We start from the raw sequence: 15,551 nt of genomic DNA, 5'->3' as shown, positions 1-15,551 counted from the left end.
TCCGATATCTCCTATCGGCCAGGCACAACATCGGCTGAAAGCGCACGAACGTGACGTGCCACGAAAAAAGCCCCACCAGAGTGGGGCTTCCGTCAGGTCCGCGGGGCTAGACGCTCAAGCCCGTTTAGACACTGTAATAGAGATCGAACTCGACCGGATGCGTCGCCAGGCGCAGGCGCTCGACGTCTTCGCTCTTCAGCGCGATGTAGGCGTCGATCATCTCGTCGGTGAACACGCCGCCTTCGGTCAGGAAGGAGCGATCGGCGTCGAGTGCTTCCAGCGCCTGATCGAGGCTGGTCGCCACGGTCGGCACTTTTTTGCCTTCTTCCGGCGGCAGGTCATACAGATTCTTGTCCATGGCATCGCCAGGATGAATCTTGTTCTTGATGCCGTCGATCCCGGCCATCAGCATCGCCGAGAAGGCCAGGTACGGGTTGGCCGTCGGGTCAGGGAAACGCGTCTCGACACGCTTGCCTTTCGGGTTGGAGGTATACGGAATCCGAATGGACGCGGAACGGTTACGCGCGCTGTAGGCGAGCATGACCGGCGCTTCGAAACCCGGCACCAGACGCTTGTAGGAGTTGGTCGAGGCGTTGGTGAAGGCGTTCAGGGCACGCGCATGCTTGATGATGCCGCCGATGTAATAAAGCGCCATCTCGGACAGACCCGCGTACTCGTCACCGGCGAACTGGTTGGTGCCGTCTTTCCAGAAAGACTGGTGAACGTGCATACCGGAACCGTTGTCACCCACCAGCGGCTTGGGCATGAACGTCGCCGTCTTGCCGTAAGCGTGCGCCACGTTGTGGATGACGTACTTCATTTCCTGAACTTCGTCGGCCTTCTTCACCAGCGTGTTGAACTTGACGCCGATCTCGTTCTGACCGGCGTTGGCCACTTCGTGGTGATGCACTTCGACTTCCTGACCGATCGCCTGCAGCGTGTTGCACATGGCGCTACGGATATCGTGGAAGCTGTCGACCGGCGGAACCGGGAAGTAGCCGCCCTTGACGCGCGGACGGTGCGCCAGGTTGCCGCCTTCGACCTGACGGTCGGTGGACCAGGCACCTTCTTCGGATGAGATCTTGTACATGGAGCCCTCGATATCGGACTTCCAGTGCACTTCGTCGAAAATGAAGAATTCCGGCTCCGGGCCGAAGAACGCGGTGTCACCCAGGCCGGTGCTATTCAGATAGGCTTCGGCGCGCTTGGCGATGGAGCGCGGATCGCGCTCGTAGCCCTGCATGGTGGCCGGCTCGATGATGTCGCAACGCAGCACCAGGGTGGAGTCTTCGGTGAACGGGTCGAGAAACGCGGTACCGTCTTCCGGACGCAGAATCATGTCGGACTCGTTGATGCCTTTCCAGCCTTCGATGGAAGAGCCGTCGAACATCTGGCCGTCTTCGAAGAAATCCGAATCGATGGCAGTGGCAGGGATCGTGACGTGCTGCTCCTTGCCCTTGGTATCGGTAAAGCGCAAATCCACCCACTTGACGTCGTGTTCTTCGATAAGGGCGAGGGTTTTCTCAGACATGTTGTCCTCCACTGTGAGCCATGGCTCGATTCGTTGGCGAATGACCAACACCGTTGTTTGGCGTACGTATGTGTGGCGTGCGTATTTTGTAGCATGAAGTCGGCACTCTTGCCCACGCGCACACCATTTTTACATTGTCATGCAGAGAATGTGCCAAAATGAAGCAAAGTGGTGAAACGAAGCCGTAAGCAGATGATAAAAAAGGCGATTCCCTACAGATCGAAGGCTTCATGCGAGACTCACGGCCTTTCTGTTGGCTTTCAGCCTAGATCGGCTGATTGCCTTATGAACCATTTTGGCGCACCCATGGAGTCAAATGCACCACAATGTCTCTTACGGCTTCGCCCGGAAACTTTGCCCAAACGCGATCGGCAACGGATACTGTAGAGAGTGTAGAAAGGCGCCGGAAGCGATGGCGATCAACGACTTCAGTAACGGAATTCCCCATGCCCAGGCTGGATCGTACACAGGACGTCGTACAACGCCTAAGGGGCCACTGGCGCCTCAATTTGAGTGAACCATTATGGGGCCGCAGCGCCATTCTCGCCCTGCGCCGGGTGATGGCTGACGAAGCCGAGGCCCGCCTGCCACATCGATCCGACTGGTGTCTGGGCCCGGACAGCTTCCGGCAACTGCTGGAAAGTCTCACTGAAAGCGCCCAGATCGTCAGTCTGGAAAGCGCGCTGCACTTGCACCACGATCAACTGCCCCGGATTGCGCTGACATTCGACGGCGGCTGGCGCGACACGCTCAAACAGGTTTCGCCGACGCTGGAGCGGCTGGCGCTCCCCGCCAACGTGTTTCTCCCCTGCCCGGTCACCCAGCAGGCCTGGAGCAGCTGGCACGAAGTCATCGGCGAAGCGCTGTGGCGCAAAGATACCGCCGCTAGTGCGCACCGGCTGCTCGCCGACGCGGGCCTGCCGATGCCGCCGCTGGCCAACGGCCACCGCGACGAGCGTTACAGCCAGGCGATCAAGCTCTACATCAATGAACTCGAACGGTCGCAGAAAGGGGCCGCACTGGGCATGATCGCCGAATCACTGGGTAGCGAACCGGCATTTATCGATCAGGCACTCGATGCGTTCAGCATTCGCCGTCTCGAACAGGGCGGACTCTTTCGTTTCGGCAACCTGATGCCGGTGCGATCCACGCCTGGCAGTCCTCAGACGCTCCATCGATTGCGCGACAGTCAGCATCAGTTGGCGGTTCTGTGCCGCCAACCGCTGAACGTGGCGGCCTGCAACAATGAGTTTGCGGACGAGGCGCTGACCAGACTGGCCGTCAACGCCGGCTTCGAGCGTGTCCTGACCCGCCGTGCCGGCTGGCTGGAACCGCCGAACGACACCGTTCTGTTGCCGCGTTTTCTGATCACGCAACCGGTCGCCAACAGCCCGGGCCGGCTGTTCGACTGGCTGCTGGGCAAGCTGCCGAGCTAGCTCTCGCCGGGCGGGCCTTCTATCTCGAGTCCCGGCCAGCGACGACCCCACCCCTTGGCAACGACCCGACGACGAAACACCTCGCGATCCCCATGGCGCGGATTGTGGGTAACGCGTCCGGCCAGCAGCGACGCCAAACCCAATGGCGCGATCAGGTGAAGACCGTCATCGTCATCCAGCGTCACCCCCACCGCGGTTTCACACTCGACCCACACGCTCAGCGCTTCCTCTATAGAGGTGTAGGCGAGATGGCCGTGTCGGCGATGCATGCGCGCCTGGTTCTTGACCGACCAAGGCAGACCGGTGGCGTCGATGAGGCTCGTTTCATGCTGGCGATCGATCAGCGCGCTGGTGCTGGCGGGCGCGAAGTAAACCAGATCGATATCGTTGAGCGGTGTCGACGGCACATAGCCGTGCAGCCGATCCCAGACCAGATTGCGCACGAACCCGGCGGCCAGCCACCAGTCGGGCAAGCCCAGCGAAAGCGCCTGGCGCAGCGCGCTCATGCGCCAGGCATCGGCGCGAATCCACTCGCACACTCTCTCGGCATCACCCATGAGCATCCTCGAACCACCGTGGCCGCCCTTGTCGATAGAAATACCGCCACACCCAGTCGATAGACTTAACGTAATACCTGGTCGACAGACGCACCGCCGTATTGATCGATAGACATCGCCCTACCTATCGCTATGCCTGGCGCCACGCGCGGAAATCGCCCAGAAAGATCCTGCGATCCATCGACACAATATCCCGATAGACTAAAGTAGCCAGTGTCGCGCGCTTGGCTGTACAATGCGCGCCCGACCCTCCTACTCAGTGCCCAGGGGACTCGTCGATCCAGCGCTAGAGCGCGGATCATCGACTTAGACATGGGCGCACACATTTTACGATGGAAACCGCCCCATGAGTGACAACGCCTCTAACGCTCGTATCGAGAGCATTAGGAACATTGCCATTATCGCCCACGTCGACCATGGCAAGACGACACTGGTCGATAAGCTCCTGAGCCAGTCCGGCACGCTGGATCGCAAGGCCGAAGGCCAAGACCGGATCATGGACTCCAATGATCAGGAGAAGGAACGCGGCATCACGATTCTGGCCAAGAATACCGCGATCCGCTGGGACGACGGTAAAGGCCACAATTACCACATCAATATCGTCGATACGCCGGGACACGCCGACTTCGGTGGTGAAGTCGAACGCGTCATGTCCATGGTCGATTCCGTATTGCTGCTGGTCGATGCCGTCGACGGCCCGATGCCGCAGACGCGCTTCGTGACCCAGAAAGCCTTCGCCCAGGGTCTCAAGCCGATCGTCGTGGTCAACAAGGTCGACCGTCCTGGCGCGCGCCCGGACTGGGTTGTCGATCAGATCTTCGATCTGTTCGACAACCTGGGCGCCACCGACGAGCAGCTCGACTTTCCGATCATCTACTGCTCCGCGCTCAACGGCATCGCCGGCATGGAACCGGACGCGATGGCCGACGACATGACGCCGATGTTCCAGTCGATCGTCGACATCGTCGAGCCGCCCAAGGTCGAACTCGACGGCCCGTTCCAGATGCAGATCTCGGCGCTGGACTACAACAGCTACGTTGGCGTCATCGGTCTCGGCCGCATCAAGCGCGGCAGCGTCAAGCCCAGCCAGCAGATCAGCATCATCACCAAGGAAGGCGCGACCCGTAAGGGCAAGATCGGCCAGGTGATGACGCACATGGGTCTGGAACGCGTGCAGACCGACGAAGCCACCGCCGGCGACATCGTCTGCATCACCGGTATCGACAACCTGGCGATCTCCGACACGCTGTGCGACGTCAACACCGTCGAAGCGCTGCCGCCGCTCTCCGTCGACGAGCCGACCGTCTCGATGACCTTCCAGGTCAACGATTCGCCGTTCGCCGGCAAGGAAGGCAAGTACGTCACCAGCCGCAACATCAAGGATCGTCTCGACCAGGAGCTGATCCATAACGTGGCGCTGCGTGTCGAGCAGGCTGAGACCCCGGAGAAATTCAAGGTCTCCGGACGTGGCGAGCTGCACCTCTCGGTGCTGATCGAAACCATGCGTCGTGAAGGCTTCGAGCTGGCCGTGGGCCGCCCCGAGGTCATCATCCGCGAGATCGACGGCGTCAAGCAGGAGCCGTACGAAGAAGTCATCATCGACTGTGAAGAGCAGCATCAGGGCTCGGTGATGGAAGAGCTCGGCTACCGCAAGGGCGAGATGACCAACATGAACCCGGATGGCAAGGGTCGTGTGCGTCTGGACTTCATCATCCCCGCGCGGGGTCTGATCGGCTTCCGTGGTCAGTTCCTGACCCTGACCTCGGGCACCGGCATCCTGACCAGCCGCTTCGATCATTACGGCCCGCTGAAGCCAGACGCCTCGATCGAGCGTCGCAACGGCGTACTGGTCTCCATGGTCGGCGGCAAGGCCCTGGCCTATGCGCTTTACGCCCTGCAGGAGCGCGGCAAGCTGATCATCGATCACGCCACGGAAGTCTACGAAGGCATGCTGATCGGCATCAACAACCGTGCCAACGACATGGTGGTCAACCCGACCAAGGGCAAGAAGCTCGACAACATGCGCTCGACGGGTAATGATGAAAACATCGTGCTGACACCGCCGATCAAGTTCACGCTCGAACAGGCGATCGAGTTCCTGGACTCCGATGAGCTGGTAGAAGTGACGCCGAGCCATATTCGTCTGCGCAAGAAGCACCTGACCGAGAACGAGCGCAAGCGAGCCGGCAAGAAAGGCTGATCACGCGCCGATTCAAACGCGTGACGTGACATCGATACACCCGCCCTTCGGCGGGTGTATTCGTTTGTGGCGTTCGAGCGTTGAACAAGAAAGACTATTCAAGATGACCGACCGCTGTACAATCGGCAACATCATCAACAAGCGACTGCCAGGAGCGCCGCCTTAACGGCGGGCTTGCTCGAACAATAGTAAAAACGTGCCAAGGGAAACCCGATGACGCCGATCATCGATGTCCGCAATATCCGCAAGTCGTTCGGGGGCCTGACGGTCATCGACGACTGCTCGATCCAGGTCGCCAAGGGCTCGGTCACCGGGATGATCGGTCCCAACGGTGCCGGCAAGTCCACCCTGTTCAACATCATCGCCGGCAGCCTCATGCCCGACAGTGGCGAGGTGCTGCTCGACGGCGAAGCGATCACCCACCTCTCCGCCAACGAGCGCTTCCATAAAGGGCTGTTGCGCACGTTTCAGATTGCCCACGAGTTCAGCCAACTGACGGCGCTCGAGAATCTGATGATGGTGCCACCGAGCCAGGAAGGCGAGAACCTGTTCAGCACCTGGTTGAAACCCGGCGAGGTGCGACGTCAGGAAGCCGAAGTTCGCCGCCGTGCGCTCGAGGTGCTCGACTTCGTCGGGCTCTCGCACGTGCGCAACGAACTGGCCGGAAATCTCTCCGGGGGCCAGAAGAAGCTCCTCGAGCTGGGCCGTACCATGATGACCGATGCCCGCGTCGTGCTGCTCGACGAGATCGCCGCCGGGGTCAATCGCACCCTGCTCGGTGACCTGATGGGCAATATCGAACGCCTCAATCGCGAGCTCGGCTACACCTTCCTGGTCATCGAACACGACATGGACATGATCGCGCGGCTGTGCGACCCGGTCATCGTGCTGGCCCAGGGTCAGGTGATGATGGAAGGGTCGATCACCGAGATCCAGAACAATCCGGAAGTGATCGAAGCCTACTTTGGCGCCGAGCCTGCCTAGATTTCAGAACCGACCTGGAGCCCGGAACCGGCTCGAGGCTGGAAAACAACAGCCAGTACTCGCGACGCAATAACAAACGAGCACACAATGCCACTACTCGAAGCAATCGACGTTCATGGCGGCTACGGCGGCATGAACATCTTGAACGGCGTCGACATGACGATCGAGGCCGATGAGATCGGCGTCATCGTCGGGCCCAACGGCGCCGGCAAATCGACCATGCTCAAGGCCATATTCGGCCTGCTGACGATTACCCAGGGCGAGATCCGGCTGCGCGGCGAAGCGATTACCAACCTTTCTCCCCACAAGCTGGTGGAAATGGGCATGGGCTTCGTCCCCCAGGAGAAGAACATCTTCCCCAGTCTCTCCGTCGAGGAGAACCTGGAGATGGGCGCGTTCCTCAAGCCCGCCACCGCCTCGCGGCTCAAGGCCCAGATCTACGAATTCTTCCCGCCATTGCTGGAAAAACGCCGCCAGCCGGCCGGCGAGCTCTCCGGCGGCCAACGTCAGATGGTGGCCATGGGCCGGGCGCTGATGAACGAACCCAGCGTGCTGCTGCTCGACGAGCCGACCGCCGGGCTCTCGCCGCTTTACATGAACGAAATCTTCGAGCGGGTGAAGACCATCAATGCCGCCGGTGTCGGCGTGCTGATGGTCGAGCAGAACGCCAAGCAGGCGCTGCGTATCGCGCACAAGGGCTTCGTGCTCGCGGCCGGGCAGAACCGTTTCACCGATACCGGCGCGGCGCTGCTCGACGATCCGCAAGTGGCCAAGAGCTTCCTCGGTGGCTGACGCCGCCTTGTCGTCCGGTATTCCCGGCCGCGGGACCCCGCTTTCAAGAGAGACCCTGTCGTGAATGAGCTGATCTATTTCTTCAACTACGTGGTGATCGCCGGCAGCGTCACCGGCTGCATCTACGCTATCGGCGCGGTCGGCGTGACGCTGATCTACAGCATCCTGCGCTTCGCCCACTTCGCCCATGCCGACATGATGACCCTCGGCACCCTGGCCGTGCTGCTGCTGACGCTGGCCTTTCCCCATGCCGGCGACCCGCTCGGCCTGCCCACGGCCATCGTCATGCTGCCGGTGGGGATGGCGATCACCTCACTGATCGCCGTGGGGATCGACCGCGCCTTCTATCAGCCGCTGCGCAATCACGGTGTCAAACCGATCGTGATGGTGATCGCGTCGCTCGGTGTCACCCTGATGCTGCAGGGTCTGATCCGGTTGTTCGCCGGTACCGGCTCCCAGAATCTCTACGTCGACGCGCGCAAGGAGATCTTCCGCATCGACGTGCCCGGCGTGACCCGACCGATCATCCTCACCGAACCGCAGATCATTCTGTTCATCGTGACCGTGATCGCCGTGGTCGGGCTGCACCTGTTTCTGACTCGGGCCCGACTGGGCAAGGCGATGCGGGCGATGTCCGACAACCCCGATCTCGCCCGGGCCTCCGGCATCAACACCAAGCTGATCATCACGTTGACCTGGGTCATCGCCGGGTCGCTGGCCACCCTGGCCGGAACGCTGCTGTCGCTGGATGTCGCCTTCAAGCCGGATCTCAGCTTCTTCCTGCTGCTGCCGATCTTCGCCGCTGCCATCGTCGGCGGCGTCGGTCATCCGTATGGCGCCATCGCCGGCGGTTTCCTGGTCGGCTTCGCCGAAACGCTGGCGGTGTTCAACTGGTCGGTGCTGCTCAGGCCGCTGCGCGATAGCCTGCCGACGTGGCTGGAACTCCCCAACAACCTCGCGCTGGTGGGTACCGAATACAAAATCGTCGTGCCCTTCTTCATTCTGATCGCGGTACTGATCTGGCGTCCGACCGGCATCTTCAAAGGGAAGGTGATCTGATGAATTCGACTTCCAACACGCCCAGCTCAGGGCAAACCGCGCCCCGCCGCGCGATGCCAAAGCGCGAACTCGTGCTGTTCGGCGGGCTCGCCATCGTCGTGCTCGCCGTGTTCGCGACCATGGGCCCGGCCTATTCCACGCGCATGCTGGTCGAAGCCTCCTGTTATGCGATTCTCGCCCTCGGCCTGACCATCCAGTGGGGCTACGCCGGCCAGTTCAATGCCGGCATCATGGGTTTCGTGGCGCTGGGCGGTTTCTCGGCGACGTTCTTCAGCATCCCCGTCAATCACGAATTCTGGGCGAGCGATCTGCCTGGCCGCCTGGGCTGGGTGCTGCTGGCGATGGTCGTGGTGACCGCGCTGGTCTTCGGCATCAGCCGGCTCGATCGCATCGGCGTTCCCAAACTGCTGCGCACGACGCTGGCCATCGTCGCCGGGCTCGTCGGCTACCTGGTCGTAATCAGCTGGCTGCGCAGCGTGACCGGCGATATCGAATCCCAGGTGGAGTTCATCGGCGGCCTGGGCTTGCCGGTATGGCTGGGCTGGATCGTCGGCGGTGTACTGGCCGGCGGTGTCGGCTACTTCATCGGTCATATCTGCCTCGGCCTTCGCAGCGACTATCTGGTCATCGCGACGTTGGGCATCGCCGAGATCATCAAAGCGTTTCTCAAGAACTCCGACTGGCTCACTCGCGGCACCGCAACGATTTCGCCGCTGCCCTGGCCGGTGGCGGAACCCGGTGACGTCGGCTTTCTGACGGCGAGAGCGCTCTATCTTTCTGTGACCGTGGTGATGATCGCGGTGATCTTCTTCCTGCTCCATCGCGCCTATCACGCCCCCTGGGGCCGCATGATCCGCGCCATCCGCGACAACGAAGTCTCCGCCGCGGCCATGGGCAAGTCGATCAATCGCCGCCGTCAGGAGATCTTCGTCTTCGGCTGTATTTTGATGGGCATCGGCGGCGCGGCGCTGACCAGTTTCAACGGCCTGTTCGATCCGCAGGGCTTCCTGCCGCTCAATCACACCTTCCTGGTGCTGGTGATGGTGATTCTCGGTGGCCCGGGCAACAATCTGGGCACCCTGTTCGGCGCCGTGCTGGTCTACGTGATCTGGATCATGTCGGGCCCGATGGCGCTGGCCGTGATGCACGCCTTCGTCGCACTGGGCTCGCACTGGTTCGACTGGCAGCCGGGCAATCTCGACAGTCGCGCATTGCAGGCGAGGGTGTTCGTGATCGGCCTGCTGATTCTGCTGGTGCTGCGCTTCGCCCCGCGCGGACTGATACCGGAGAAGGTCGCACATCACGATTGAGCGATTTTACGAAGCCCGAAACGCAAAACCCCGAGCCTGAGCTCGGGGTTTTGCTATCTGAACAGTGACGCCGATCAGTCGTCGGCGGCTCGCTATTTATTCACCAATCGCACCCTTGGTGACAAACTTGCCATCCTCGACCGCCATTTCGACCACGATGCCCGGCACGTCGCCGTTGTCGTCGAACTCCTGGTTGCCGGAAGCGCCCTGATAGTTGATCTCCTTACCCTCTTTGAGCAACTTCTTGGCTTTCTCCCATTCACCCGGCAGGATCGTCTCGCCCGGCTCGGTGGCGACATCGCGCAGTGCCTTGGACAAACCCTCGCGGTCCGCGCTGCCGTTCTTCTCGATGGCGAGCGCCAGCAGGAAGGCGGCATCGTAGGACTGCGCCGCGAACACCGCGCTCGGATCGATATCGGCCTTCTTCGCCAGATCGTTGAAGACATCGCCGCCCGGCGCATCCGGGGAGCCCGGACGTGTCGCGATCATGCCTTCGAGTACGTCGGCGCCGACCGCTTCGACCAGCGAGTTGCCGACCATGCCGTCACCGCCGGCATACTGAGTGAACGCGCCGCTTTCGTAGGCCTGACGCAGAATCGTCTGGCCCGAGGTATCGGCGTAGGCGAGCACGACCAGCGTCTGCGAACCGCCGGAAGAGAGCTTGCCGATCTCCGAACGATAGTCCGCCCGATTGTCCTCATGCGCCAGATTGGCGGAGACCGAGCCGCCTTCGGCTTCGAAGGTCTTGGTGAAGGCGTCGTCGAGGCCCTGACCGTAGTCATTGTTGACGTAGGTCACGGCGACGTCCTCGATGCCCTTGGACAGCAGCAGCTTGGCCAGCTGCTCGCCCTGGAAGGCATCGGAAGGCACGGTCCGGAAGACCAGATCGTTGTCGTCGAGATCCGTCACCGCCGGAGCGGTGGAAGCCGGCGAGACCATCACCACGCCGCCGGGGATCGCGGCATTGTTGGCCGCCGCAATGGTGGCACCGGTACATAGCGCGCCGACGATCGCGGTCACTTTCTCGCTATTCACCAGGCGATCGGCAGCGTTGGAGGCAGCCGAGGCGTCCGAACAGGTCGTATCGCCTGACGGCATCACCATGTCTTCACCATCCAGCAGGCCGCCCTGCTCGTTGACCTCCTGCACGGCGAGCTTGGCGCCATCGAAGATCGGCGGCGTCAGGCTTTCGATACCGCCGGTGAAGCCCCCGAGAAATCCCACTTTGACATCCGCCTGGGCGACGCCGGCGCAGGCCGTGGTTGCCGCGATGGCGAGTGCGAGTACTGTCTTCTTCATCGTTGTTGTCGCTCTTTGTAGGGTCGTGAAAGACTTTTATGGGGTCGTGAAAGACGATGTTTACTCTGCTGGCACGGCGCCCAAAAGACAAGCATTCGTAACGGTTCGTGTCTTCACCTTTCGGCGTGCCTGACCGCCCCCATGATAGCGCATGACGGGTGACGAACAGCGCCACTCTCGAGGCGACGGCAGACCGAACGATTAACGGCTACGCTGAACAGCACGCTTACCAATGTTAAGGAAACCGCTATGCACAAGCATGTTGAATGGGACACCCCGGGTGGCGCCAGCGTCGACGCTCACTACGCCAAGGATGAGCAGCATCGCGCAACGCCGCAGCCGGGAACGATGCTGACCGCTCGCTACCACGGCTCCACGGTGCGGGTGAAGGTAGAAGCCTACAAGGACGGCGTGAGCATCGGTAAGGTCGCCGCGCTGGTCGGCGACGACGGTGATCGCCACGACACCCACGGCGAACTCAGTGTCGGCGACATGGTTAGGCTTCCCGATGACAAGCGGGCATTCCAGGCGTCGGCCGCAGACGACGACTGAGCCGCGCGGGCAGGCAAGCGTTGCGATGGCTTGCCATGCCGACGAGACCGTTCACTCAGACCATCAGGACCATTCATTCGAATCATCGAGAACGTCTTTCGAACTATCGATAACGTTCTTTCGAACCATCGGGACCCGTCGCTCAACCCTGAGCGACATCATCACGGAGGATGAAAAATGCAGAAACAAGCCCGCGTCGAACCGGTTTTCGACAGCAGCGACCTGAAAGACACGATCACCGGTTGGGTGGTGATCGACGAAAGCCAGCCCGACAACGAGAACGTCGTCTCCGAGCATACGACTCAGGAAGAAGCCCTGCGCGCCGCCGAGCAGTTCGAACAGGCCGAGCATTAAAGCGGCCGACACCCCGGACCCGACGACACCAGAGCCGACGATACCGGACCGAGCTACGCCGATGGATCCGACCCTTCACTCAGAGAGCTCGCGCAGGCCCATGTCCAAACCATCCTCGAACCGGCCTTCTTCTCGGCTGCCCCCCCCTCGTCGCGACTGGGCGCTGTTTCTCGATTTCGACGGCACCCTGGTGTCGCTCGAAGCCCATCCCGACGATGTCCACGTATCGCCGCGTCTGAAAGCGCTGCTCGGCGAACTCGACAGGACCTTCGACGGTGCCGTGGCGGTGGTCAGCGGACGCCCGCTGGACCAGCTCGAGCGACTGCTTGCGCCGGTTTCCCTGCCGATGGCCGGCATCCACGGGCTGGAGTGGCGCGACGCCGACGGCACGCGTCATACGGCAATCGACCAGCCCGCCCAGCTGGCTTCCTGTCGGGATGCCCTGGCAGCCTTCGTCGAGGGTCACCCAGGCCTGCACTACGAGGACAAGGGCGTGTCGCTGACGCTGCATTACCGTGGCGCCCCGGAGCTCGATGAAGCGTGTCACGAGTTTTTCGAGGCTCAGCATCGGGCCCTCGGCGACACGTTCGAGCTGATTTCCGGCAAGTGCGTCCTCGAGTTGCGCCCCGGCGGCTATCATAAAGGAACCGCCGTTGCCCGCCTGCTCGATGAAACACCGGCCTTCCAGGCGCGCACGCCGGTTTTCATCGGCGACGATGTCACCGATGAAGACGCCTTTCGCGTCGTCAACGCTCGCGGCGGCCATGCCGTGCGAGTCGGCAGCCAGGGGGAGACCGCCGCGAGCTGCTATCTCGAATCAGTACAGGAGGTACTGACATGGCTGGAGAGTCTGGCAGCGCAAGGCGCTTGACCCCGCCGCGCGACGCAGAATACGACCTCGTACCAAGCCTTGCCGGCCCTTTCCCGGGTCTGCTCTCCCACGACCTGGACACTACCAAACCCGCGCTGTGGCGCATTTTCCCGCAGACCTACTGCAACGCCGAGTCGATCGACTCGGCGTTGCATCTCAGCCATGGCTGAGAGGAGCCCGCATGACCCGTCTCATCGTCATTTCCAATCGCGTATCCATCCCCGAACCCGGCAAATCCGAGGCCGGCGGCCTTGCCGTGGCGATCACCGGCGCCCTCAACGAGTATGGCGGGCTGTGGTTCGGCTGGGACGGCCAGGTCAGTGAATCGCCCGCCAGCGAGCCCAACACCGTCGAGCGTGGCAACATCACCTACGCCACCCTGTCGCTGTCCCAGGAGGATTACGACGACTATTACCTCGGCTTCTCCAACGAGGTCCTCTGGCCGGTCTTTCACTTCAACCTCGGCGCCATGGACTTCCGGCTGAGCTACGCCAAGGCGTACCGGCGGGTCAACGAGCGCTTTGCCGCTGCGCTGAGCACTCTGCTCGAAGGCGGTGAGCTGATCTGGGTGCACGATTACCACCTGCTGCCGCTGGCCAAGGAACTGCGCCAGAAGGGCATCAAGGATCCGATGGGGTTTTACCTGCACATCCCCTTCCCCAGCTACGATCTGCTGCGCGCGCTGCCCGGCTATCGCGAACTGCTCGACGACCTGCTGCACTACGACCTGATCGGCTTTCAGACCAGTAACGACCTGCACGCTTTCCGCCAGGCGGCGATCGAGACCTTCGGCGCCGAGGTCACCGGCGACACCATCGAATGCAACGGCCGGAAGGTGCGCACCGGCGTCTACCCGGTGGGTATCGATGTCGATGAGCTGGCCGATGAGGCCGAACGCTCCTGTGCCAACGAACAGGCGCTTCAGCTCCAGAAAGATCTCGGCGAACGCGACCTGATCATCGGCGCCGATCGCCTCGACTACTCCAAGGGCCTGATTCAGCGCTTCAACGCCTTCGAAGCGCTACTTACTGATTTCGAACATCGCCGCCAGAAGACGATGTTCATGCAGATCGCCAGCCCCTCGCGCAGCGCGATTCCGGAATACGACGAGCTGCGTCGCCAGCTCGAGGAGATGGCCGGGCACATCAACGGCACCTATGCCGATCTCGACTGGGTGCCGGTGCACTATCTCAACCAGACCTACCCCCGCGACGCGCTGATCGGCCTGTTCCGCTCCGCCCGGGTTGGCCTGGTGACCCCGCTGCGCGACGGCATGAACCTGGTGTGCAAGGAGTTCGTCGCCGCCCAGGACCCCGACGACCCCGGCGTACTCGTGCTCAGCGAACTGGCCGGCGCCGCCAAGGAGCTGAGCGGCGCGCTACTGGTCAACCCCTACGATGTGCACGCCATCGCCAGCGCCATCGAACAGGCGCTCAACATGTCGCAGCAGGAGCGTCGCGAACGCTACCAGCAGATGATCGGCATTCTCAGGCGCAACAGCCTGCTCGAATGGCGCCGACGCTTCATGGAGCATCTCAGTCAGCAGAAGATCGACGACCAGTAGAAGTTCGACGTAAGCGAGAATTAAAAGGTTGCGCACATAAAAAGCCCCGGACCAGGGGATGGACCGGGGAAGTTGGAGGTACAGGGAACCTGGAAGTACCGGCTAGCAAGTACCAACTAGCAAGAAGCGACTAGGAAGAAGCAAAAAGTGGTCGTGTCGGCTCGAGTGTCATACGGCTCGAGTTTCAATTCCTGTCAGGGCGCCCGGCAATCGGGCGCCTGGCGTCACAGCGATTTCGATCAGTCGAGGCTGGCGAAAGTCACTTCGACGTTGCCGCGACCGGTATCGCCGCCGCCGTTCACATTCTGCAGCGCCTGAGCGGCGGCCACGCTGTGGCCTTCACCAATCAGGTCGTTGCTTCCACCGATGAGGTGGGTCCCGTGGCGGGTGGTCTCTTCGACGGTGGCCAGCGCGCGACCCGCTTCAACGCTATAGCCGCTGTTGAAGGCGTTCACACGGTAGTCGGTCGGCAGCGCCCGATAGCTGGAAGTCGTCTGCGTATTCAGCGTTTCATGCTGCTGAGCAAAAGCGCGTTGCTCCATGACACTGTTGGCCTGAGCGGCGGCCGGTAGTGCAACGGCCAGTGCGATAGCGGCGAGAATGCGATTTTTCATGTTGAACCTCCAATCATCTTCGTTTCAGTGGTTGGCCCCTTGGCCTAACCGATGACGAGATTATGGCGGGCATCTTATTAGCTGGCTAATCAGTTGACCCGAATTCGAGTATCACCGGGATTGATGGACGCCGGCTCGGTCCCGCCGGGGTCGGCACTCCAAAGCGGTCATCTCGCCACTGCCGGGCGTTGTCATGTCTGGCACCGCGATCGAGGCATCGCCGTTAATTTTTTGCACATGGCGTGGCCTGCCCTTTCACCCATAAAAAACCCCGATCCAGAGGATGGATCGGGGAAGTTGGAGGTACGGGTTTATCAAAGGTGCTGGAATCCCAAAACACTGGAAATCAAAGCCAATGGAGATCAAAAGCCACTGGAGATCAGAAGCACGGCAAACCTGAAAGTGCCTGAGCAGTTTCGTCCTGTTTC

Annotated in this window: 15 protein-coding genes; 11 read left to right on the top strand and 4 right to left on the bottom strand. The window is 61.6% G+C overall.

Annotated elements, in window-relative coordinates:
- Positions 1-124 precede the first annotated feature (124 nt).
- Positions 125-1,531 carry a glutamate--ammonia ligase gene (gene glnA, locus BTW08_RS01010; RefSeq protein ID WP_075560638.1) on the bottom strand — a complete coding sequence of 469 codons (1,407 nt, stop codon included), beginning with the start codon at positions 1,529-1,531 and terminating at the stop codon, positions 125-127.
- Positions 1,532-2,040: 509 nt separating this feature from the next.
- Here glnA and BTW08_RS01005 point away from each other — a divergent pair.
- A complete protein-coding gene (locus BTW08_RS01005) occupies positions 2,041-2,967 on the top strand; it encodes a polysaccharide deacetylase family protein (RefSeq protein ID WP_246837612.1) in 927 nt (308 codons plus the stop codon).
- On the opposite strand, the gene BTW08_RS01000 is transcribed toward BTW08_RS01005, so the two are convergent.
- The gene (locus tag BTW08_RS01000; RefSeq protein WP_075560636.1) at positions 2,964-3,524 is read right to left on the bottom strand and encodes a nucleotidyltransferase family protein; all 561 of its coding nucleotides are present in this window, start codon (positions 3,522-3,524) and stop codon (positions 2,964-2,966) included. The two genes, BTW08_RS01005 and BTW08_RS01000, sit on opposite strands and share 4 nt — an antisense overlap.
- A gap of 346 nt (positions 3,525-3,870) precedes the next feature.
- Between BTW08_RS01000 and typA the strand changes: the two genes are divergently transcribed.
- The 5 genes from typA (at position 3,871) to BTW08_RS00975 (ending at position 9,869) form a co-directional block, all read left to right on the top strand.
- Positions 3,871-5,724, top strand: a complete 1,854-nt coding sequence (typA, locus tag BTW08_RS00995) for a translational GTPase TypA (RefSeq protein WP_075560635.1) — start codon at positions 3,871-3,873, stop codon at positions 5,722-5,724.
- 213 nt (positions 5,725-5,937) lie between these two features.
- A complete protein-coding gene (locus BTW08_RS00990) occupies positions 5,938-6,708 on the top strand; it encodes an ABC transporter ATP-binding protein (RefSeq protein ID WP_075560634.1) in 771 nt (256 codons plus the stop codon).
- Between the two features lie 87 nt (positions 6,709-6,795).
- Entirely contained in the window at positions 6,796-7,500 is a 705-nt protein-coding gene (locus BTW08_RS00985) for an ABC transporter ATP-binding protein (protein WP_075560633.1), read from the top strand.
- A 60-nt stretch (positions 7,501-7,560) separates the two neighbouring features.
- Positions 7,561-8,559, top strand: coding sequence for a branched-chain amino acid ABC transporter permease (locus tag BTW08_RS00980; RefSeq protein WP_075560632.1), 999 nt, complete (start codon positions 7,561-7,563; stop codon positions 8,557-8,559).
- Positions 8,559-9,869, top strand: coding sequence for a branched-chain amino acid ABC transporter permease (locus BTW08_RS00975; protein WP_075560631.1), 1,311 nt, complete (start codon positions 8,559-8,561; stop codon positions 9,867-9,869). Before BTW08_RS00980 ends, BTW08_RS00975 begins: the two co-directional genes overlap by 1 nt.
- A gap of 96 nt (positions 9,870-9,965) precedes the next feature.
- On the opposite strand, the gene BTW08_RS00970 is transcribed toward BTW08_RS00975, so the two are convergent.
- The gene (locus BTW08_RS00970; protein ID WP_075560630.1) at positions 9,966-11,168 is read right to left on the bottom strand and encodes an ABC transporter substrate-binding protein; all 1,203 of its coding nucleotides are present in this window, start codon (positions 11,166-11,168) and stop codon (positions 9,966-9,968) included.
- 249 nt (positions 11,169-11,417) lie between these two features.
- Here BTW08_RS00970 and BTW08_RS00965 point away from each other — a divergent pair, with 249 nt between their 5' ends.
- The 5 genes from BTW08_RS00965 to BTW08_RS00955 all read left to right on the top strand — a co-directional run bounded on the left by BTW08_RS00965 (position 11,418) and on the right by BTW08_RS00955 (position 14,509).
- The gene (locus BTW08_RS00965) at positions 11,418-11,720 is read left to right on the top strand and encodes a hypothetical protein (RefSeq protein ID WP_075560629.1); all 303 of its coding nucleotides are present in this window, start codon (positions 11,418-11,420) and stop codon (positions 11,718-11,720) included.
- Positions 11,721-11,897: 177 nt separating this feature from the next.
- Positions 11,898-12,074, top strand: a complete 177-nt coding sequence (locus BTW08_RS19075) for a hypothetical protein (protein ID WP_168170618.1) — start codon at positions 11,898-11,900, stop codon at positions 12,072-12,074.
- Between the two features lie 100 nt (positions 12,075-12,174).
- A complete protein-coding gene (gene otsB, locus BTW08_RS00960; RefSeq protein WP_075560628.1) occupies positions 12,175-12,945 on the top strand; it encodes a trehalose-phosphatase in 771 nt (256 codons plus the stop codon).
- A complete protein-coding gene (locus BTW08_RS18865) occupies positions 12,912-13,115 on the top strand; it encodes a hypothetical protein (protein ID WP_139313549.1) in 204 nt (67 codons plus the stop codon). The genes otsB and BTW08_RS18865 overlap by 34 nt, the downstream gene beginning before the upstream one ends.
- An 11-nt stretch (positions 13,116-13,126) precedes the next feature.
- A complete protein-coding gene (locus BTW08_RS00955; RefSeq protein WP_075560627.1) occupies positions 13,127-14,509 on the top strand; it encodes a trehalose-6-phosphate synthase in 1,383 nt (460 codons plus the stop codon).
- Between the two features lie 239 nt (positions 14,510-14,748).
- Here the strand turns inward: BTW08_RS00955 and BTW08_RS00950 are convergent, their stop codons facing one another.
- Positions 14,749-15,123, bottom strand: coding sequence for a hypothetical protein (locus BTW08_RS00950; protein WP_075560626.1), 375 nt, complete (start codon positions 15,121-15,123; stop codon positions 14,749-14,751).
- Positions 15,124-15,551 lie beyond the last annotated feature (428 nt).

It is taken from the genome of Salinicola sp. MH3R3-1 (genome assembly GCF_001937155.1).
In the GTDB taxonomy this organism is placed as follows: domain Bacteria; phylum Pseudomonadota; class Gammaproteobacteria; order Pseudomonadales; family Halomonadaceae; genus Salinicola; species Salinicola halophyticus.
The sequence above is the reverse complement of the archived record's forward strand: the minus strand, read 5'-3'. Positions and strand labels throughout refer to the sequence as shown.